This window comes from Cohnella sp. OV330 (assembly GCF_900112065.1).
Taxonomy (GTDB): Bacteria; Bacillota; Bacilli; order Paenibacillales; family Paenibacillaceae; genus Cohnella.
Genome location: NZ_FOKE01000001.1, coordinates 808837 through 830134, shown reverse-complemented (window position 1 = coordinate 830134; position 21298 = coordinate 808837). Strand labels below are relative to the sequence as shown.

The following is a 21298-nucleotide window of genomic DNA, read 5'->3' as shown; positions in this document are numbered from 1 at the left end:
GTGAGGAAGCGGCGAGAGGCAGCTGCCAGAATGCGACTTTTCACCGGGTATATCGTTCTCCGCCCCGGTGTTCCGCCCCTTCCCGATCCGATAAACTGGCTACTGTAAGCACTTTCAATGCGGAAGTGCACCATACAGAGACAGAGTGAAGGATAGGAGGCTTACCGCATGGAGCTCGCTACCCCCGGCACGTCCGCCGGCGAGACGACGGGCAAGACCACTGGCAAGACCGAACGAACGAGGCTGAAGGCCGGTCCCCGGTTCCGCCGCATCTGGAAGTTCAAGCTTCTGTACGTTCTGCTGTTGCCGGCGCTGCTGTGGGTGCTCGTCTTCGACTACCTGCCGCTCTACGGCGTCAGCATCGCCTTTATGGATTACAACGTCATCCAGGGATTCTCCGGCAGCCACTGGGCGGGGCTCAAGCACTTCCGCGCGCTGTTCGAGTCGGAGATGTTCGTCCACGCGTTCAAGAACACGCTGCTCATCAGCCTGTACAAGATGATCAGCGGCTTCATCGCCCCGATCCTGCTGGCGCTCGCGCTGAACGAGATCCGGACGCGCTGGTTCAAGAAGACGCTGCAAACCGCGGTGTACTTGCCGAGATTCGTGTCTTGGGTCGTCTACGGCGGCATCATCACGCTGCTGTTGTCCCCGGAGACCGGCATTATCAACAAGGTGATCGGCTGGTTCGGCGGCACGCCCGCTTACTTGCTCGTCCAGCCCGCATACTTCCGCACGATTCTCGTCGTCACCGACGCGATGAAAGAGATGGGCTGGGCCGCCATCATCTACATCGCCGCCATCGCCGGCCTGAACCCCGAAGTCTACGAAGCGGCCGTCGTCGACGGCGCCACGCGCTTCAAGCGGATCGTGCACGTCACGCTGCCGGGCATCGCCTCCACGATCATCGTCATCTTCATTCTGAGAGTCGGATTCGTCATGAGCGCCGGATTGGACCAGGTCATCAACCTGTACAATCCGATGGTGTTCGAAGTGGGGGACATCCTCGATACCTATATATATCGCATCGGCATCGAGCAGTTCAACCTTAGCCTGGCCGCCGCCGCCGACGTGATCAAGGGCGTCATCGGTCTGGCGCTGGTGCTGGCCGCCAATCGCATCGCCAAGCGGATCGATCCCGATTCCGGCATTTTCTGACGAAGGGAAGAAGACAACCGATGAAGCTCACGAGAGGCGAATCCGCTTTTGCGACGACCAACTATATCGTACTCACGCTGCTCACGCTGGTGATCGTGCTTCCGTTCTGGTACGTCATCACGGTATCGATCACGCCCTACTCCGAATTCAGCGCCAAGGACGGCATGGTTCTTTTCCCGACGTCCTTCAGCTTCGAGTATTACACTTATCTGCTGAAAAAAGGCTCGCTGATCTATCACGCCTACGGCAATACGATCCGCAATACGGTCGCGGGCGTGCTGCTCGCCCTGTTCCTGACGACGACCGTCGCCTACGCGCTGGCCGAGAAAAGGCTGCCGGGCCGCAAGGGCATCATCCTGATCTTCGTGTTCACGATGCTGTTCAAGGGCGGCATGATCCCCACCTACATTACGATCCAGCAGCTCGGCCTGCTGAACACGAACTACGTGCTCATCCTCGTAATGGCGTTCAGCGCCTTCAACATGATTATTATGAAGTCGTTTTTCGAGAGCATTCCCGAGAGCTTGAGAGAGTCGGCTTCCCTCGACGGCGCCTCGGAGTTCCGCATCCTTCGGCAGATCATCCTTCCGCTGTCGATGCCAGCTATCGCGTCCGTCGGCCTGCTCTACATGGTCGTCTACTGGAACGACTTCTTCAGCGCCATGCTCTACGTCTCGGATTGGAACAAGGCGCCGGTGCAGCTCGTGCTTCGCTCGATCATCGCGAGCTCCAGCCTGCCGCCCGAGCTGCTCGAGACCGCGGGACGCACGCCGCCGCCGACGGTCGGCATCCAGATGGCCGCCATCGTCATCGTCGCGCTGCCCATGCTCATCATCTATCCGCTCATCCAGCGGTACTTCGATCAGGGCATGATGGTCGGCTCAGTCAAAGGGTAGGGCCGGTCCGCCAGGGAACGGCTCGACATGAACTTCGGTTTATCCCCCAAGGGTAAATATACAGCTCATTAATAGGAGGTCACTAGTACATGTCTCATCAGAAAAAGAAAAAGTCGATCGGTCTGGCATCCGCGGTACTGGTCGGCACGCTCGCCGTCGCGGGCTGCAGCAACGGCAACAACGAGAACGGCGCCGCCTCGGAGAGCGCGTCAGCACCGGCGTCGTCCACGGCTGCCGCATCCTCGTCCGCCGGCGCTTCGCCATCCGCAAGCGCGTCGACGGAGCCGTACACGCTCAAGTGGCTGAAGGCGCAGGACATCTCCGTCCCTTACGATCCGGACAACGATATCGTCAAGCAGACGATCGAGCAGAAGCTGAACGTCAAGATCGACGCCGAGATGGTCGACGTCCAGCAGTACAAGACGAAGCTGAACCTCAAGATGTCCAGCGAGGACATCCCCGACGTCGTGCGGATCGACTTCGCCGACGACTTCCAGAAGTACGCGCCGCTCGGCGCCTTCGTCGACCTGACCGACCTGATCAACGAGCAGGACACGCCTAACATCATGCGCGAGGTGCCGCCGGAGGTATTCGAGCAGGCCAAGGTAAACGGCAAAATTTACGGCATCCCGTATCAGGGCGGACCGGGCGCCGGCTACCGATGGGATCTCGTCATGCGCAAGGATTACCTTGAGGCAGCAGGCGCTTCGGTGCCCAAGACGCTCGACGAGTACTACAACCTGCTGAAGAAGATCAAAGCGGACCACCCGGACGTCATCCCGCTGGGCGGCTACACGGCGCAGATCGGCCAAGTAAAGTTCGCCAACAACTCCTTCGACCAGATTTTCGGCGCGTTCGGCGTGACGCCGGGCTATTTCACCGAGACGGACGGCAAGTTCAGCAACTACGACATCGATCCGAGAATGAAGGACGCGCTGCTGTTCCTGCAAAAGATGTACAAGGAAGGCTTGATCGACAAGGAGTTCGCCACGATCAAGGAAGAGCAGCTCCGCGCCAAGCTCTACAGCGGCAAGCTGTTCTCCTGGATGGGCTGGTGGTCCACGGCGAGCGACTACGATACGCAAGTAGAGACGAGCGAGCTGATCAAAAACAAGAAACTGGGCGCGAACGAGAAGCTCCCCGACCAGTCCAAGGAGCCGTTCAAATATTTGTCGCTGACCGGCTCGCTGACGGGCGCGGACGGCAAGGCGGTCGCTCCGGCCGGCGCGCCGTTTTCCCAGATGACCGCGATCAGCGCGAAGACGAAGGATCCGAAGAAAGTGCTGTCCATCATCGAGGAGTCCCTGTCTCCCGAGAACCAGATGCTGACCGTCTGGGGGATCGAAGGAGAAGACTACAACATCGAAAACGGAAAGATGGTCACCGTCACGGATCTGCTCGACCCGACGACCAAGCAGGACAAGAACGGCCACTACCGCGGCACGCAGAGCTACCTGTTCGCGCCGGGCCTGAACGGTTGGCCGCGTTACCTCGAGTCGCTGCCGCTGCGTTTCTCCCAATCTCTCGACGTCGCGATCAACAACAAGTACCAGATCACCGACGCGTCCAACTACCTCGACTCGCCGACCAAGGTCGCCAAGCTCGTCGAGCTCGATACGATGCGCGACTCCGTCTTCACGCAGATCATCATGGGCGGCGACATTAACAAGTTCGACGACTTCGTCGAGAAGTGGAAATCCCAGGGCGGCACGCAAATCTTAAGCGAGCTCGAAGCTTCCTTCCAGAAAAAAGCAGGCAAGTAACAGCCGTTTGATCCGAAAAGTCCCCCGCATTCGTTAGCCGAAGCCGCGGGGGGCTTTAACTCTTGCCGAAGAGGTGGTTGGACGAATGAGAAAAAGCTATCGCAGCCTGATGATGCTTCTCGTCGCAGCTCTGCTGCTCCCGTATTTGCCGGCGGCAGCAAGAGCCGAAGCGCCTGCGCCGCTGTTCGAGGACAGTTTCGCCGGCGGACTCGGCAATTGGGATTTGTTCGGAAGTACTGCCTGGCAGGTACAGGGCAGCGGCGCGGAGGCGCGCCTGACCGGCACGATCGCGGGAGGCAATCCCCAGCGCGCCATCGTGAAGCCTGCCAAGCTGTCTTACGCATCGACCGACTACAACCTGACCTTCGCGGCGCAGGGGGATCGCTTCCGCGTCATGTTCAGGTACGCGTCCGGCACGGCCTATTACTTTCTGGAGTTTAAGAACACGAGCAGCGTGGAGTTGTGGAAGTATCCGAATTCGGCAACGGCCCTGCAGGTCGGCGCGCCGGTGCCGATCGCGCAGACGCTGCCGGGCTTCAACTTGGCCGACCGCCATCAATACAGCCTGGAGGTCAAGGGCAGCGAGTTCAAGCTGTCGATCGACGGCTCTCTTGTAACCGTATTCACCGATGCCTCGCTGGCGGCGGGCGGCGTCGGCTTCGGGCTTAGGAGCGTCGGCCCGGCCGTCAATCTAAGCATCGAGGATATTGCGGTGCTCCCGATCGCCTCCGCGCCGCCCCTCTACGCGATCGCGCATTCGCCGCTCTCGCAGGTGCCGTATAACGCGGACCTGGCCGTTTCCTTTTCCGTAGCGGATGCGACCTACGGGACGACGACGGCCGAGATCCACTACGGCTATGAAGACGAGGCGCCGGATCGGATCGTATCCGCCGCGCCGCTCGGCAGCGGGGCTTATTCCGGGACGATCCCGGGGACTGGGCGGGCCGATCGGATTCATTATTACATCACCGCGCATAACGCGACGGGCGGCGAGGCGCGTTATCCGGTCACCGGCGAGGTGACGGTCGCCATCGGAGCGATCGTTCCTTACGTCAACGACTTCGATAGCGAGACGCCGAATGCGGCGCCCCCGGGCTGGACCGTAGGCGGCGCGACGAAGGTGATCCAGCTCGCGGACGGCAACAAGGTGCTGAACCTGAACGGCTCGGGCAGCGCCCGGCTGAATCTGCCGATGTATCAGAACGCGGACAACTTCACCGTGAAGTTCAAGGTCAAGTACGAGCGCACGAGCACCGCGCTGCAAAATACGTGGCGCTTCCGCTACCGCGCGAAGGACGACAACAACAACAATGCGGTGGAGTGGGCGACGCACAACTCGAAGTATTTTATTATGCGAAAAACGACGCTCGGCGGCAATTATTACATCGCCAACTATGTGAAGTCGCTGCTCGACGAGTGGCATGATTACGAGCTGCAGGTGAGCGGGATCACGCACAAGCTGTTCATCGACGGCGTCGAGACGGTGTCCGGCGAAGACTCCGATCCGCTCGCGCCGCTCAAGGGCTACTTCCAATGGAACGTCGTCGGCGGCATCAACCTGATGATCGACGACTTCTCGATCGAGCCGATGCAGTCTCCCTACGTCATCGACCTGCAGCCGTCGGTCAGCTACGCGGGCATCTATGCGCCGGGCGATACGCCGGGACTGGATCTGGCGCTCGACGCGGGCGCGGCCGCGCGCACGTTCAAGATCGACTATGCCGTGCGCCGCGCGGACGGCGACAAGGCGGTCGTGGCCACGGGCACGCGCACGTACGGACTGGTGAAGTACGAGACCGACCGGGAGATCATCCCGTTCGATCCGCAGCTCGTCGCGATCGGCACCTACGAGGTGACCGCGGACTTCGAGGTGGACGGCGTCCCGCAGCCCGGCATGTCGAAGAAGATCCGGCTCGCGATCGCGAAGGAAGCCGCGCCGGTCCAGGGGATCGATCTGGACAACGAGAGCAAGTTCGGGCTGAACACCCACTACGCGCTCAACTGGAAGGACGACATCATCGACGGGGCGCGCAAGCTGGGCGCGCGCAGCCACCGCTCCGGCATCGTCTGGGAGGACGTCGACAAGAACGTCAAGGACGGCAGCGGCGCCGCCGTTTACGATTACAGCCGAACCGATCCGATGCTCGACAAGCTGTTTTCCTACGGCTTCAACCAGATTACGGTGCTGTCGCTGGAGAAAAACGCGAACTACCAGGCGGGCATCGCCAATACGACCTCCTCGCTTAAGGCGATGGGCGACTTCGTGGCGAATACGGTCGCGAAGTACAAGGATCGCATCCGGCAGTGGGAGATGCCCAACGAGCCGGAGATCTTCTCCAAGCCGTATATCCCGGCGGAGTTCGTGCAGCTGCAGAAGGTCGCCTACCTGAACATGAAAAAGGCTGATCCGAACGCGATGCTGCTCGCAGGCGACCATACGTCCAGCGTGCTCAGCGTGCTGCCGAAGGAGCTTGAGCTCGGCTCGTACGATTTTGCGGACGCCTATTCTTATCACCCGTACGTCTACAATGCGATGCCGGACGGCAATCTGCAGAAGCTGACGGACGGCGTGAAGGCGCTCGTCAACGCGTACGGCGGCTGGAAGGATTATTACCTGACCGAGGGCGGATGGCCGACGGCGAGCAGCGGCTATCCTTCGGTGTCGGAGGAGGTGCAGCGGGACTACATCGTCCGCGCTTTCCTGAACTACATGGTCACGGACCAGGTGAAGGCGTACGAATATTACGATTATAAAAACGACGGCACGGACAACCGGTACTACGATATTTTCTGGGGGATTACGGATAACGACGGCCGGCCGAAGCTGGCTTACGCCGCGGTTAACCAGCTGATGACCGAGCTCGATCGCGCGCGGTACGTCGGCACCTGGGATACGGGGGACCCGAACGTCGCGGTCCAGGTATTCCTGAACGACGGCAAGCCCGTCGTCGTCGTCTGGAAAAAGGTCGATCACAAGGACGATCCGGCCGTCAAGCCGCCGACAAGCACGATCGGGCTGCCGTTCGGCGCGGCCGGCGCGAAGGTGATGGATATCAATGGCGTGGAAATGCCGGCTACGGCGGGAAGCAATGGCCTGCAGCTCGTCGTATCCGGCGCGCCGATCTACGTGACGGGGGCGCCAGCCGACTTTGTCTATGCATCGGCAGCGCAACTGCTGCAGACCAAGAAGCAGGAGGCGCTCGCCAAGTTGGAGCTGGCGCGGACGGCGTCGAACGGGACGCTCGTCGACGCGGATGCGGCCGAGATCGCGCGGATCGCGGCCGCGCTGCAGACGGCGACCGGAGGGGCGTCGCCGGCTGCCGGACTTGAGCAGGGCATCAAGGATATTTATGCCCTCATGGCGGAGATGGCAGGCCAGATCGAATCGGGCGATCTGACCGCCGCGCCCGGATACGTGGCGCTGGAGGCGCTGTACAACTACGCCGAGAGCGTGTCCGTCGCGTTGGCCTACGCCAAGGACGGCAGCGGCGCGAACGCGCTCGATTATGCCGCCGCGACGCAGGCGGCGGACGCGGCCTTCCAGAGCAAAAAGGGGAGCGACAGCGTCATGCCGGTATCCGCTTCGGCCGTGCTGCGCATGAACCGCTACGGCCGATTGGCGGAAGCCGCGAAGGCGCGGGGCAGCTACGGCGAGAGCTACGCCTACAATCTGCTGGCGCGCGAATTCGCCGGCGCGGCGACGGCGATGATCGCCTCCGAGCCGGTGCAATTCATCGGCGTCATGGCGAACGTCACGCCAAGCGTGGCGACCGGCGAAGCGGGCTACGCGACGCCGCTGACGCTCTCGCTCGTCAACGATACCGGTACGCCGCAGCAGGTAAAGGCCCGACTCGAGGTGCCCGCGGGCTGGACATCCGCCCAGACCGAGCAGGCCGAGGTCGAGCTGACGATTCCGGCGCATGACGCGGTGGACCGGACCTACAGCGTGAACGTACCGCAGTCCGCGATCAAGGGGCGTTATGAGATCGCGCTCGATATCGAGCACGGCGGCGCGCTTTTCGACACGAAAAAGGTCGAGCTGACCGTCGAGGACGGCCTTGACGTGAGGCTGCTGCCGGTCGCGAAGACGATCGGCGACCTCGACATCGTCTCGGTGCAACTGACCGGCACGTCGACGGCCGTCAAGTCGGGCACGGTCACGCTCAAGGGGCCGGACGGCAGCCAGCTCGAGCCGGTGACGACGAATGCGTTCAGCGATTTGAAGAAGGGCGACCGCCTTCAGCTGGATTTCAGATGGACGTACCGCGAGACCGCTGCCTTCAATGAATACAAGGTCGATCTGGAGGTGGACGAAGCGTCGGACGGCAGAAGCATTTTCCGCGATGCGCAGCTGCCGCTGGACTTCGACTTGATTCAGTCGGCGGGTGAGGTCGCGATCGCGGCTGACGGGAATCTGGCGGACTGGCAGGACGCCTATCCGGTTCACCTTCGCAGGAAGGACCAGAATGCGACGGGCTACCAGGATTCGGCCAATCTCGAAGCGACGGCTTATGCCAAGTGGGCGGCGGACGGCCTGTACGTCGCGGTCGACGTGCGGGACGACGTGCACAAGCAGTCGGAGAATGCCGCGAACATGTGGAAAAACGATTCCGTGCAGATCAGCCTGGATCCGCTCAACGATCGCGAGTCCCCTTACGGGGCGGACGACGTGGAATGGAGCTTCGCGCTGGCCGACGACGGCACGCACTTGGTCAACGTCTTCAACTCGACGGCCCCGAATCCGAACGGCGACATGAGCGGGAAGGTGCCGTTCGAAGCGATTCGGGACGAAGCGGCGAAGCGTACGAGATACGAATTCAAGATTCCAAGCGTCTACGTCAAGGATCTGCTGCCCGCGCTGGGCGGCAAGCTCGGTTTCAACGTCGCCGTCAACGACGCCGACTATCAGAACGGCCGGGACAACTTTATCCAATGGACGCAGGGCACCGCCGACTCGAAGAACACGTCGCTGTACGACGCGTTCACGTTCGTGGACGTTCCGCTGCCGCCGGGCGGCGGCAATGGTATCGATAACGGCGGCGATAACGGCGGCGGCGATAACGGTGGAAACAATGGCGGCAACAACGGTGGCGATAACGGCGGCGAAGGCGGCGATTCGCCATCCGATCAGCCGACGACAGGCACGCTCTCGGTTCAGCCTGCAGCTTCTTCCGGTATCTTGACGTTGTCGGCCGCAGCGCTGCAAAGCGCCGCGGACGGCGTCAGCACAGTCGAAGCGCCGGCCGGAACGACCGAGCTCCGGCTGCCGGCGGACACTTCCGCGCTGCTCGGCGCGAACAAGCTTGAAGTGAAGGCCGGCAAGCTTGTCCTGGAGATTCCGTCCGGCGTGCTGAAACAGCTGGCGGAGCAGGTGCCAGCGGCGGATCGGAAGGGCAGCACGCTCTCCCTCAGCTTCCTCCCGCTGGCGGCCGACGTTTCGCAGTCGCTCCTTGCCAAGACGCAAGCGCGGGGGACGACGGTTCGCGCGGGCGGCGAAACGTACGAACTGACCTTGTCGATTAAGACGGCAGCGGGGAGTACGACCCGTCTGACGGAGTTCGACGAGCCGGTCGCGATCCGGTTTCGGATCGATCCGTCTATGGATCCGAAGCTGTCGGCCATCTATTACATTGCTGAAGACGGCCGTCAGGAATGGGTCGGCGGCGAACAAGCCGATGGCTACCTGATCGCGGAGGTCCGGCATTTCAGCACCTATGCAATGCTCGAAGTGCAGCGGGACTTCCCCGATCTGCCGACCGCGCACTGGGCGTACGACGCTGTTCGGGCGCTGGCCGCCCGCGGCATCGTTGAGGGCAGCGACACAGGCGCATTCGAGCCCGGCCGCCAAATTACGCGCGCCGAATTTACGGCCATGCTGGCCAAGGCGCTCAGGCTGCCGAAGCCGTCCGATGCGGCGGTTTCGGCCGAGACGATCTTCGCCGACGTCCCTGCGAACAGCTGGTACGCGGAGGCCTTGTCCGCCGCTTACGGCGCAGGCATCGCAGCGGGCAAAAGCGCGACTGCGTTCGACCCGAACGGACGCCTGACACGCGAAGAGATGGCGGCTCTGACGATGAAGGCTTACCGTTTGCTGCATGGCGAGCCGTCGGTCCGAGCCGCCTCCGTATCCTCATCCGCATTCGCGGATGAAGCGATCGTCTCGGCTTGGGCGCTGCCCTACGTGAGGGAGACGGTTGCGCTCGGCTGGACGCAGGGCCGAGGCGCCAACCTGTTCGTCCCCAAGGGCACGGCGACCCGTGCCGAGGCTGCCCGGATCATTGGCAGCCTGCTCTTTTCCGAATCGAACGATAAATAAAGGATGCACGGAAGGGCCTCCCGGCCGCCATCTGGCGGCGGGAGGCTTTCGGCCGGCTGAAGAAGAGGAGGGGAAGCGATCGTGCAGGGACGCACCAGGCAGAACGCCGGATTGCTGTCGCGGCTTCGGCTGCCCATTTTCGCGCTGATCGTCGTTATCATCGCCTTCTTCGCCACGGCTGCCAGCTACATCCTCATCCGGGTGCAGAACGATCATACGCGCGATACGGCGGAGCAATCGATGAAGTTCGTCTACCGCAATATCTGGTACCAGTTCGACACGATGAACAACGTCGCGGCGTTTATCCTGTCCAATCCGTCGATCGAGGGGCTGCTGGAGAGCGAATATCCGGCGGCTTACGAGGCGGTGGACGATTTCTTCGCCCTGCAGACGAATCTGCAAAATTTATCGCTGCTGTCGCTGTTGAACGGCCAAGGCGGAGGCCGCGTCCCGACCCGATCCTATGTCGTGTCCCTCGCGCTCGAACCGGCCAGCGGGCTGTACCCCATGGCGCCGGACCGCTACGACCCGTCCACGGGCATTTACAAATCCATCGATCTGCGCAACCAGGCCTGGTACCGCAACCTGAGCGAAGGGAAGCGGCAGGCCGAATGGTGGGGCCAGCGGGCGGGCGCGTTCAACCCGGCCATGATCTACGCGGCGCGCAAAAAGACGAGCATCAAGGACGGGCGGCATATCGGCACCGTCATCGTCGGGGCGGACACGGGCAGCATCAGGAGCATATTTGAAAACGCAAAGCTGGCGAAGGGCTACCATCTGCTGCTGGACGAGAGTGACAGCGTCATCTTCAGCGAACGGTATTCGTTTCTGACGCCGGCAGGCGACCTGCCCTATGTGAGCGCGGCTACGGGCGCTTCGGGATCGCTGGTCCGGAAAATCGACGGCGAGCCGCACCGGGTCATGTACGAGACGTTCGCCAACGGGTGGAAGCTGCTGACCGTCGTGCCGGAGAGCCACTTCAACCAGTACACGTTCGCGATATCGGCCATCGGCGCGGCGACTGCCATCGTTGCGCTGCTGATCGCGGGCTTCATTTTAAACCGGATCGTCGTGCGGGTGACCGTGCCGATCACGCGGCTCGTCGGCGCGATGCACCGCCCCGCGGTGCTGGCGTTCAAGGAGCCGCTGCCGGAGCAGAACTCGGGCATCTACGAAGTGGATGAGCTGGGACAGAAGTTCGCGACCATGCTGGTGACGCTCCACGGACTGATCGAGAAGTCCTTCGCCGAAGAGATCGAACGCCGCCAGATCCAGCTGGAGCTGCTGCAGGCCCAGATCAACCCGCACTTTTTGTACAATACGCTCGATTTGATCAACTGCCGGGCCATTCTGTCGGGCGACAAAGAAACGGGCGGGATCGTGCGCGCCCTCGCCAACATGTTCCGGTACGGCCTGAACCGGGGGCAGACCTGGATCTCGCTGGAGGGCGAGATTAGGCACGTCGAGGCATACCTCCATATCCAGCGGCTGCTCATGGACGATCTTGCCGTGGACATTCGGGTGCCGGACGACCTGCTGACCGCGACCATGCTGCACTTTTGCCTGCAGCCGCTCGCGGAGAATGCCATCGTACACGGCTTCAACGGTCGGACCGAAGGATGCCGGATCGCCATCGAGGCGCGGCTCGACGGCATCTCGCTCCGCCTTCGCGTGCGGGACAACGGCGTAGGTTGCGATGCGGAGGCGATGAACCGGATGCTGGAGGAACGGCCGGCCGAGGAGCCGGAGGGTGCCGCAGGCGACGGGGAAGCGGGGGAGGCGGGCGGAGCGGCCGCAGGCTCGCCTGCCGTCGCGTCGCGGGACGCTGTGGATGGGGGCGGCTCCGGTTATGGCACATTGAACGTCCATCGGCGCATCCGGTTGTACTGCGGGGAAGCGTTCGGGCTGAAGTACGTGCAGACGGCGGAAGGTACCTGCGTCGAGGCGGTGCTGCCGTTTCGCCCGAATCTGACCGCAGCTTCAACATCAAGGGAGGACTGAACATGTATAAGCTGCTCATCGCCGAAGACGTGAAGACGGTCAGGGACACGCTGGCCCGCTCCGTTCCGTGGGAGAGCATCGGCATCTCGCTCCTCGGCACCGCCGAGAACGGCGAGGCGGCGCTGGCCCGGCTGGAGCGGGAGACGCCCGACCTGCTGCTGACAGACATCGGGATGCCCAAGATGAACGGTCTCGAGCTGATCGAAGCGTGCAAGGCTCGCAATCCGGATATCCGCTGCATCATTTTGTCGGGACTGAACGAATTCGAACACGCCCGGCGTGCGATCTCGCTGCAGGTGCAGCAATATATATTGAAGCCGATCGATCCCGACGAGATCGCCCGGGTGTTCTCCGAGGTCGTGCGGGAGCTGGGCAGAGAGCGGCGTCAGCGCGAGGAGCTGTCGGTCGCGGAGAGCAAGCTGCGGGATGAGCTGCCGAACCTGGCCGGTGCGCTGCCTCCCGACGAATGGTCGGGCAGTCTGAAGAAGAAGCGGCTCGTCGAGCAGGCGATCGGTTATATCAAACAAAACTATACGCGCGGCGACCTTGCGCTCTCGGACGTGGCGGACGCGGTCGGTCTGAGCGAGAAGTACATGAACTTGCTCGTCAAAGAGGTCACCGGGACGACGATCAATGCGTGGATCGTCCGGCATCGTCTGGAGGAGGCGGCGCGGCTGCTCAAGGATCCGGCGAACCGCATCTACGAGATTTGCGAACGGATCGGCTATACGGACCAGGATTATTTCCGAGAGGTGTTCAAAAAGCAGTACGGCCGGACGCCGACCGAGTACCGCAACAGCCGCCTGTAGCGCGGACTGGAACAGAGGAGGATTCAGCTTGAACGGGAATGGATATGGATTATGGAACAGAAATCAATTAGATGAAGCTGCGCGCAGCGTTTACCGCTATATGATGCACAGCAAGCCGGAGCGGTGGGGAGGACACGCATGGACCGACTGGGCGATGAACGCGGACCGGTGGGACTGGAATGCGGGCGTAGGCGTGATCGCCGCCGCGGAATTCGGCCTGAAGACGGAAAATGAGGAGGTCGTGCGAGAGGCCGAGGCATGGGTGAAGCGCAATATCGGCCAGTCCGAGTCGATCCTGGTGATCAACTCGATCGCCCCGTTTGCCGTGTTCCCGCTGCTGCATCGCATCACGGGGCGGTCGTTCTATGCAGAAAAGGCCGGCGAAGTGGCCCGATGGCTGATCGACGAAGCGCCGCGCACGAAGAACGGCGCATTCGAGCATACGGTGACGGAGAAGGCGTCGTTCAGCGAGCAGATCTGGGCGGACACGATCTTCATGGCCGTCCTGTTTCTCGCCCGGACCGCGCGGATGAAAGGAGATGGCCGGATCGCGCTCGAATCGCTGCGGCAGGTCCGGCTTCACCTCGAAGCGCTGCAGGACGAGGAGACCGGGCTGCTGTTCCACGGCTGGGACTGCGAGGCGGGGAACTGGATGTCGGGCGCCCGCTGGAACCGGGCCAACGCGTGGATCGCCGTCGGCGTTCCGATGATCCTGGAGGAGACGGAGGCGCTGTGCGGGGACGACGGGCTGCTCGCGGATATTAAGCGGCGCTATGCGCGGCTGGCCGAAGCGCTAGTTCGGCGTCAGGGCGCTGGCGGGTTGTGGCCGACGGTGCTTGACCGTCCAGGCTTTTACGCGGAGACGTCGGGCTCCGCCGGCATCGCCTGCGGATTGTATAGAGCGGCGCGCATGGGGCTTGTGCCGGAGGCGCTGCTGGCACACGCCGACCGGGCGGTGCCCGCCGTGCTTGCGGCGATCGGGCCGGACGGCGACGTCGGGGGCGTTTCCGGCGGTACGCCGGTGCTGGAGAGCGTTGAGGCGTATGGCGAGGTGCCGATTTTCCCGACGCTGTACGGGCAGGGGCTGACGCTGTTGCTGTTGACGGAGGCGCTCGCGGCAGCGGGCGATGGGGAATAAGACGCGGCCATATGCAGCCAAAAACGCGAGACGGAGCAGATCGATCATCTGCCTCGTCTCGCGTTTTTTATTGAAGCGTTCGGCTGTAGGCGCGCTTTTGGCGCTTGCAGCAGGCGCGGCGCTGGAATCAGCCGCTGCAGCCGCGCTTTCCGCGCTTGCAAACGACATGTCGCGCTGTAACCTCGCATTTCGCTCTTACAGCACGCTTTTTAATAGACTCAGTTACTGTAACGTTACTTTTTGAGCTTGCAGCGCATACTTCCGCGGGCGAGGGTGCTGTAGCGGCACTATTTGCGGTTACAACGTACAAGTCCACCGCCTTAATACAACTGCTCCGCGCTCCAATCCCCGCCGATCGGCCCCTCGGCCGGTGCGGGTAGACGCAGCTCGCGAATCGCTTGCATCAGAAACGAAGCGTCTAGCCGGATCTCGTCGTTCGGCATGAAAAACGCCGGCGGCGCCCGCTCGGGTCCCGGATTCATCCGCTCCAGCGCCGCGATGTCCTTCGCATAAGGAGCGGCGTCCCAGCGGATCTTGGCAAGGTTGTCCTCCGCCACTTTAACGGGAATCCGGCGTACTCTGGCGATGAGCTCGGCCGCTTCGCGCAGATTGCGGCGGACCCAGCGGTGAACCCGCAGATGCGCTTTGAGGTAGGCGATCCCGACCGCGGGGTGCCGCGCCAGCCAGCTCTCCTCCATAACGACGCCGGACAGGAAGTCGTCCCCAAGGCCTTCGACTCCGACAATTTTGCCTAATCCGTAATGGCGAGCCAGGCTGGCATAGGGCTCTCCCATGAAGCCGCCGCCGATCTCGCCGCGGGCCATGTCGGCCATGCATTCGTCCAAGTCCCGGTGCACGACGCGCGCATCCGCCGTACCGAATCGATGAAGCAAGCCCGACAGCCGTCCGCCTGCGCTGGATTGGGCAACCGTGGCGATCCGAAGCTCGGAAGTCCGCGACGGACGGCGGATATCCACGTTGTTGCCCAATACGAGCGAGATGCCCTGGCCGCCGGCCGTCTTCCCGTCGAACGCGAGCAGCACGGGGCGATAATCGGGCAGCAGGCGGCTGAGCGAGAACGCGAGCGAGATCGGATAGTCGCCCATCGAGGCGATCTGGATATGCCCGCCGATCATGCCCTGCACGAGCGCCGGGCCGTGCGCGCCGTCATGCCAGCGAACCTGGACGACGCGTTCGGGGATGAGCTTCGCGAGCTCCTCCTCGAACCAGCCCAGCTCCTTCATCATGAGCGCCGTCCATATTTGCGCCCACCTGCTCTGATACCCGACGTTCACGACGAGCGGCTGCAGCGCTGCGCCCGTCCGCCGTCCTTCATGGCGTTCGACCTCAGGCGTCTCGAGCCGTTGCGAGGCATGCAGTTTGAACCAGCGTTCCAGCTCGCCTTTGTCGATCATGATTTCTTTGCCTATTTTCGTGTAAGGAAGCTGCTTCTTCCTGCGCCATCGGTCAAAAGTAGAACGGCTGACATCCAGCAGTTCCAACGCTTCGTGCAAAGTAAGGAAGTCGAATCGCTTGGACGGCATCGTTAATTCACATCCTTCGGCTCTGAATTGCGGCTTGGCGGCTCGTTCATGGTCATTCGTGGTCACTTGCGGTCAGTCGCGGTCAACTTCGTTGACGGTCCGGAGGCCCGGTTTTATAGTCGATTATAGAAATAATAGCTGAGTAAGTCTATAGGATATTAAGTCATTCGATTGGCCTAGGCCGAGTCGCATGATGTCGAGGAGGGGTTTGGAGTTGAAAAGGAAAAACGTGCAAGGCTGGGCCGGCGCGTCGCTGACGCTGCTGCTCGGATCGTCGATCCTGCTGTCGGGCTGCGGCGCGTCGGCGGCGACGAATAAGGAAGGCAAGGCTGAGGGAGGATTGGAGGTCAAAGAGCTCCGCTATCAGGGAAGCGTCGGCTCGGTTACGTTCCCGGAGCTGGCGGAGGATCTCGGGTACCTGGCGCCGCTCAAGCTCAAATTCATCGGCAACACGATCAGCGGTCCGCAGGACATTCAGGCGACGGTGACCGGCGACACCGACTTCGGCGGCGCGTTCAACGGCGCGATCGTCAAGCTGATCGCGGCCAAAGCGCCGATCAAAGCGGTCATCGGCTACTATGGCGTCGACGACAATACGTGGACCGGCTACTACGTGCTGGACGACAGTCCGATCAAGACGGCCCGCGACCTGATCGGCAAGCGAATCGCCGTCAACACGCTGGGCGCGCACCACGAATTCGTCATCAAAGAGTACCTTCACCGCGCCGGATTGACGCCCGACGAGATCAAGCAGGTGACGCTGGTCGTCGTGCCGCCCGTCACGTCGGAGCAGACGCTGCGCGCGAATCAGATCGACGCCGCGGCGTTAGGCGGCGTGCTCCGCGACAAAGCGCTGGAGCGGGGCGGCATTCATCCGCTGTTCACGGACCAGGAGTTGTTCGGCAACTTCAGCGCGGGCAGCTACGTGCTGACCGACAAATTCATCGAGCACAATCCGAACGCGGCCCGCAAATTCGTAGAGGCGACCGCCAAAGCGATCGAATGGGCCCGCACGACGCCCCGCGACCAGGTGGTCTCCAGGTACGAGCAGATCATTGAGAAGCGCGGCCGCAAGGAGGATACGTCGTCCGTGAAGCTGTGGAAGAGCACGGGCGTCGCAGGAAAGGGAGGATTGATCTCGGACAAAGAGTTCGACACGTGGATTCAATGGCTGGTCGACGAGGGCGAGCTCAAGAAGGGAGATTACAAGGCGGCCGATCTGTATACGAATGCGTTCAATCCCTATTTGAACGACAAGTAAACGCGACTCATGAAGGAGGCGGGTTCATGACGATAGAGTCCAAGATCAGCATCCGGCACGTGCACAAGGCGTTCAGCGTCAAGCGCGGCTCGAAGCCATTCAAGGCGGAAAGCCAGCCGGTCTATGCGCTTCAGGATATCAATCTCGAAGTCAGGCAAGGCGAGTTCATGGTCATCGTCGGACCGAGCGGCTGCGGCAAGTCGACGCTGCTCGATCTGCTGGCTGGCCTTACGAAGCCCGGCGGCGGCCAGATTCTGCTGGACGGGCAAGCCATCTCGGGACCGAATCTGGACCGGGGCATCGTATTCCAGCAGTACGCGCTGTTTCCTTGGAAAACGGCGCTCGCCAACGTGGAGTTCGGCCTCGAGGCGAAGGGCGTCGGACGCAGGGAACGAAGGGAGACGGCGCAGCGGTTCATCGAGCTGGTCGGGCTCGGCGGCTTCGAGCACCGTTATCCGCACGAGCTCTCCGGCGGCATGAAGCAGCGGATCGCGATCGCGCGGAGTCTCGCTTACGATCCCGAGGTACTCTTGATGGACGAACCGTTCGCGGCGCTGGACGCCCAGACGCGGGAGACGCTCCAGAGCGAGCTGCTGCGTATCTGGGAGGCGACGGGCAAGACGATTATTTTTATCACCCACGGCATCGAGGAAGCGGTGTATCTGGGCCAGCGCGTAGCGATCATGACCTCGCGTCCCGGCCGGATCAAGCGGGTGATCGACATTCCGTTCGAGTCGAGGCGAAGCGAGGAAGACCTGCGCTCGAATCCGGACTTCGTGAAGCTGCGCCACGAGATCTGGGAACTGCTGAAGGACGAGGTCTCCAGAGCCCAGGAGCAGGAAAAGTCCAAGACGCTTGACGCGTATGGGGAAGGCAAATCATCGGCGAAAGGGGGCGCGCGCCATGGCTGAGAGCAACGTGGCGAAGACGCTGATTCTGCAAGGTCGGAGCGACGGGGGCACGCTGGAGCGCGCAACGGCGAAGGCGCGCAGGGCGTTCCGGAACAGCGTCGCCATCCTGTTGTTCCTGGCCGCGTGGGAGATCGCGCCGCGGACCGGGATCGTCAACGTGACGTTTTTTCCGCCATTTAGCGAAGTCGTGAGCGCCTGGTGGGGGCTGCTGCGAGACGGCGACTTGCAGGATCATCTGGCCGCCAGCCTGACGCGCTCGATCAGCGGGTTTCTGCTCGCCAATCTCATCGCGATCCCGTTGGGCCTGGCGATCGGGTGGTGGAAGACGGCGGCGGACTATCTCAATCCGTTCCTCGAGCTGATGCGCAACACGGCCGCTTTGGCTATCCTGCCGGTCTTCATCCTGCTGCTCGGCCTGGGCGAGACGTCCAAGATCGCCATCGTGCTGTACGCCAGTCTGTTCCCGCTGCTGCTCAACACGATCAGCGGCGTCAAAAACGTCGATCCGCTGCTCGTAAAGTCGGCGCGCTCGATGGGCCTGTCGTCGATCAGCCTGTTCCGCAAAGTCATCGTTCCCGCAGCGCTGCCTACGATGTTCGTGGGCATTCGGCAGGCCGGCGCGAGCTCGATCCTCGTGCTGGTCGCCGCCGAGATGGTGGGCGCCACCTCGGGACTGGGCTATCTGATCCAATACGCGCAGTTCAGCTTCCTGATTCCCCAGATGTACGCGGGCATCATCACCATTTCCGTCCTCGGCATTATCGTCAATTATTTGCTGCTGGCGCTGGAGCGGCGCCTGACCGGCTGGAGGCAGACGTACGGGGAATGAGCGAATTCGGCGATTTCAGGTCATGCGGATACAACCTACTTTGAAACGGAGGCAAATCAATATGAGCGGCAGCGACCGTCAGATTAAATTAGGCGCGTTTTTCATGATACCCGGCCATCACGTGGCCGCCTGGCGTTACCCCGAGGCGTCGGCATCGGAGGTGCTGAGCTTCGACTTCTACAAGAAACTGGCGCAGACCGCGGAACGCGGCAAATTCGATATGGTCTTTCTAGCGGACGGATACGCGATCTCGGAGAAATTTCCCGAGGCGGTCGCGCAGACGGTGACGGTCCGTCCGGAGCCGCTGACGCTGCTGTCGGCGCTCTCCGCCGTCACGTCGCATGTCGGGCTTGCGGCGACCGTCTCCACGACGTTCAACGAACCCTTCCACGTCGCCCGCAAATTCGCCTCGCTCGACCACCTGAGCGGCGGACGCGCGGCTTGGAACGTCGTCACTTCGGCCAATCCGGCCGAGGCGCTGAACTTCGGCAAGGACGACTTGCTGCTGCATTCGCTCCGATACGACCGGGCCGAGGAGTTCGTCGGGGTCGTCACCGGCCTGTGGGACAGCTGGGAGGACGACGCGTTCGTCTTCGACAAAGACGGAGCCGTATTCGCGGACCGCGGCAAGCTCCATACGCTGAACCATAAGGGCAAATGGTTCGACGTGCGGGGGCCGCTCAACGTCGCGCGTCCGGTTCAAGGCCATCCGGTCGTCATCCAAGCCGGCTCCTCGGAGCCGGGCAAGGAGCTGGCCGCGCGGACGGCCGAGGTCATTTTCACCGCCTGGCAGACGCTGGAGGAGGCGCAGCTGTTCTATGCCGACGTTAAGGGCAGGCTGGCGAAGTACGGACGCGCGCCGGACGATCTCAAGATCATGCCGGGCATCTTCCCGATCATCGGCCGCACCGAAGCGGAAGCCGCGGAGAAGAAGGCGCTGCTGGAGGAGCTCATCCCGCAGGAAGCGGGCATCAGCCTGCTGTCCAACTTAATCAGCTTCGATCTTTCGCCGTATCCGGTGGACGGGCCGCTGCCCGACCTGCCCGAGCTGGCCCAGATCAACGGCGGCAAGAGCAGGTTCCAGCTGCTCAAAGATCTGGCGGCGCGCGAGGGGCTGACGATCCGGAAGCTGTACCAGCGAATCGCCGGCGCCCGCGGGCACCGCGAGATTAGCGGCACGCCGTCGTCGATCGCCGATCAGCTCGAGGCCTGGTTCCGCGGCGGCGCGGCCGACGGCTTCAACATCATGCCGCCGTATCTGCCGGGCGGCCTGGAGGAATTCGTCAACCTCGTCGTACCGGAGCTCCAGCGCCGCGGGCTGTACCGTACCGAGTACGAAGGAAAGACGCTGCGCGACAATCTGGGCCTTCGCAGGCCGCTGCATCCTGCCGAGCTTGAGCGGACCGCGGCGGGCAAATCGGTCGTCGGCTGAGTCGCTGAAAGCTATCGAGCAAAAGTACTTGATACGGGGGCAAAGAATATTGTTCGCCGCCGTATCGAGCAAATGTGCAGGATACGGCTGAGCGGCGGGCATAATTGGACGATTATAGATTGCGCATCCTGTAATTTTGCGGGATAGCGAGCGATAATCGGATGAAACGGGCGTCTATCCTGTACATTTGCAGGATAATCGTGTAACCGGGCAATACGGGCAAAAGAAAATAAAACGGGAAGAGGCGGCGCTACCGTCTCTTCCCGTTTTATTTTCTTTTCATCTAACTTAACTTACTTCGCCTTCAACGCCACGGCGATCTCTGCCGCGACCTTGGCATTGTGGTATACGAGCTGGATGTTCGTGTCGAGGCTGCTGCCGCCCGTCAGCTCCTTGATCCGTCCGAGGAGGAAAGGCGTCACGCGCTTGCCGGCAATATGCTGGGCATCGGCTTCGTCCAGCGCCTGGCGGATGACGGCTTCCATCTTGTCCGCAGGCTGGGCGTATTCGGCCGGCACCGGATTGGCGATAATCGCGCCCCCCGCAAGGCCCAGGTGCCACTTCGTCCGCAGCATGGCCGCGACTTCTTCGGGCGTGTCGAGCCTGAAGTCGACGCCGAAGCCGCTCTCGCGGGCGTAGAACGAAGGGAATTCGTCCGTCTGGTAGCCGACGACGGGGACGCCTTGGGTCTCCAAATATTCAAGCGTGCGGCCGATGTCGAGAATGGACTTGGCGCCAGCGCATACGACCGCGACATTGGTTTGTGCAAGCTCGGTAAGGTCCGCGGAAATGTCCATGCTGTTCTCGCCGTCGCGGTGAACGCCGCCGATGCCGCCGGTGGCGAACACTTCGATACCGGCCATCGCGGCGCCGATCATCGTGGCCGACACGGTCGTCGCGCCGATCTTGCCGGAGGACAGGATGTGCGCGAAGTCGCGGCGGCTGACCTTCTCGACCTGCGGCGAATTGGCGAACGCCTCAAGCCCTTCCGCGTCGAGGCCGATCCGGATGCGGCCGTTCATGATGCCGATCGTCGCCGGGACGGCGCCGTTTTCGCGGATGATGTCTTCGACCTTGCGGGCCATCTCGATATTTTGCGGATAAGGCATGCCGTGCGAGATGATCGTCGTCTCCAGAGCGACGACCGGCTTGCCTTCGTTCAGCGCGTCTTGGACTTCCTTCGTCATTTGAAGATAAGGGTTCATGGGATCGTTTCCTTCCGTTAGATGGATTGGGGTAA

13 protein-coding genes are annotated in these 21298 nt (G+C 62.2%); 11 read left to right on the top strand and 2 right to left on the bottom strand.

Going from position 1 to position 21298, the window contains the following annotated elements; translation table 11 throughout:
* Nucleotides 1-168: 168 nt before the first annotated feature.
* The 7 genes from BM235_RS03145 to BM235_RS03115 all read left to right on the top strand — a co-directional run bounded on the left by BM235_RS03145 (nt 169) and on the right by BM235_RS03115 (nt 14081).
* Entirely contained in the window at nt 169-1158 is a 990-nt protein-coding gene (locus BM235_RS03145) for an ABC transporter permease (RefSeq protein WP_090109120.1), read from the top strand.
* A gap of 20 nt (nt 1159-1178) precedes the next feature.
* Nucleotides 1179-2054: a carbohydrate ABC transporter permease gene (locus BM235_RS03140; RefSeq protein WP_090109118.1), complete on the top strand. Its 876-nt coding sequence runs from the start codon at nt 1179-1181 to the stop codon at nt 2052-2054.
* Nucleotides 2055-2143: 89 nt separating this feature from the next.
* Nucleotides 2144-3817 carry a type 2 periplasmic-binding domain-containing protein gene (locus BM235_RS03135; RefSeq protein ID WP_090109117.1) on the top strand — a complete coding sequence of 558 codons (1674 nt, stop codon included), beginning with the start codon at nt 2144-2146 and terminating at the stop codon, nt 3815-3817.
* 85 nt (nt 3818-3902) lie between these two features.
* Nucleotides 3903-10133, top strand: coding sequence for an S-layer homology domain-containing protein (locus BM235_RS03130; RefSeq protein WP_090109114.1), 6231 nt, complete (start codon nt 3903-3905; stop codon nt 10131-10133).
* An 81-nt stretch (nt 10134-10214) separates the two neighbouring features.
* Entirely contained in the window at nt 10215-12134 is a 1920-nt protein-coding gene (locus BM235_RS03125; protein WP_090109112.1) for a cache domain-containing sensor histidine kinase, read from the top strand.
* 2 nt (nt 12135-12136) lie between these two features.
* Complete coding sequence (locus tag BM235_RS03120; RefSeq protein ID WP_110468820.1) at nt 12137-12943, top strand: response regulator transcription factor; 807 nt, start codon at nt 12137-12139, stop codon at nt 12941-12943.
* Nucleotides 12944-12971: 28 nt separating this feature from the next.
* Nucleotides 12972-14081, top strand: coding sequence for a glycoside hydrolase family 88 protein (locus BM235_RS03115; RefSeq protein WP_090109108.1), 1110 nt, complete (start codon nt 12972-12974; stop codon nt 14079-14081).
* 320 nt (nt 14082-14401) lie between these two features.
* Here the strand turns inward: BM235_RS03115 and BM235_RS03110 are convergent, their stop codons facing one another.
* On the bottom strand, nt 14402-15625 hold the full coding sequence (locus BM235_RS03110; protein ID WP_090109106.1) for a helix-turn-helix domain-containing protein: 1224 nt from the start codon (nt 15623-15625) through the stop codon (nt 14402-14404).
* A 193-nt stretch (nt 15626-15818) separates the two neighbouring features.
* On the opposite strand from BM235_RS03110, the gene BM235_RS03105 reads away from it, so the two are divergent.
* The 4 genes from BM235_RS03105 to BM235_RS03090 all read left to right on the top strand — a co-directional run bounded on the left by BM235_RS03105 (nt 15819) and on the right by BM235_RS03090 (nt 20058).
* The gene (locus tag BM235_RS03105; protein ID WP_090109607.1) at nt 15819-16886 is read left to right on the top strand and encodes an ABC transporter substrate-binding protein; all 1068 of its coding nucleotides are present in this window, start codon (nt 15819-15821) and stop codon (nt 16884-16886) included.
* A gap of 32 nt (nt 16887-16918) precedes the next feature.
* Nucleotides 16919-17797 carry an ABC transporter ATP-binding protein gene (locus BM235_RS03100; protein ID WP_177244188.1) on the top strand — a complete coding sequence of 293 codons (879 nt, stop codon included), beginning with the start codon at nt 16919-16921 and terminating at the stop codon, nt 17795-17797.
* Nucleotides 17790-18626 carry an ABC transporter permease gene (locus tag BM235_RS03095; RefSeq protein ID WP_090109101.1) on the top strand — a complete coding sequence of 279 codons (837 nt, stop codon included), beginning with the start codon at nt 17790-17792 and terminating at the stop codon, nt 18624-18626. The genes BM235_RS03100 and BM235_RS03095 overlap by 8 nt, the downstream gene beginning before the upstream one ends.
* Nucleotides 18627-18687: 61 nt before the next feature.
* Nucleotides 18688-20058 carry an LLM class flavin-dependent oxidoreductase gene (locus tag BM235_RS03090; protein WP_090109099.1) on the top strand — a complete coding sequence of 457 codons (1371 nt, stop codon included), beginning with the start codon at nt 18688-18690 and terminating at the stop codon, nt 20056-20058.
* Nucleotides 20059-20351: 293 nt separating this feature from the next.
* Here BM235_RS03090 and BM235_RS03085 read toward each other — a convergent pair whose 3' ends face one another.
* Complete coding sequence (locus BM235_RS03085; RefSeq protein WP_090109097.1) at nt 20352-21263, bottom strand: pseudouridine-5'-phosphate glycosidase; 912 nt, start codon at nt 21261-21263, stop codon at nt 20352-20354.
* Nucleotides 21264-21298: the final 35 nt, after the last annotated feature.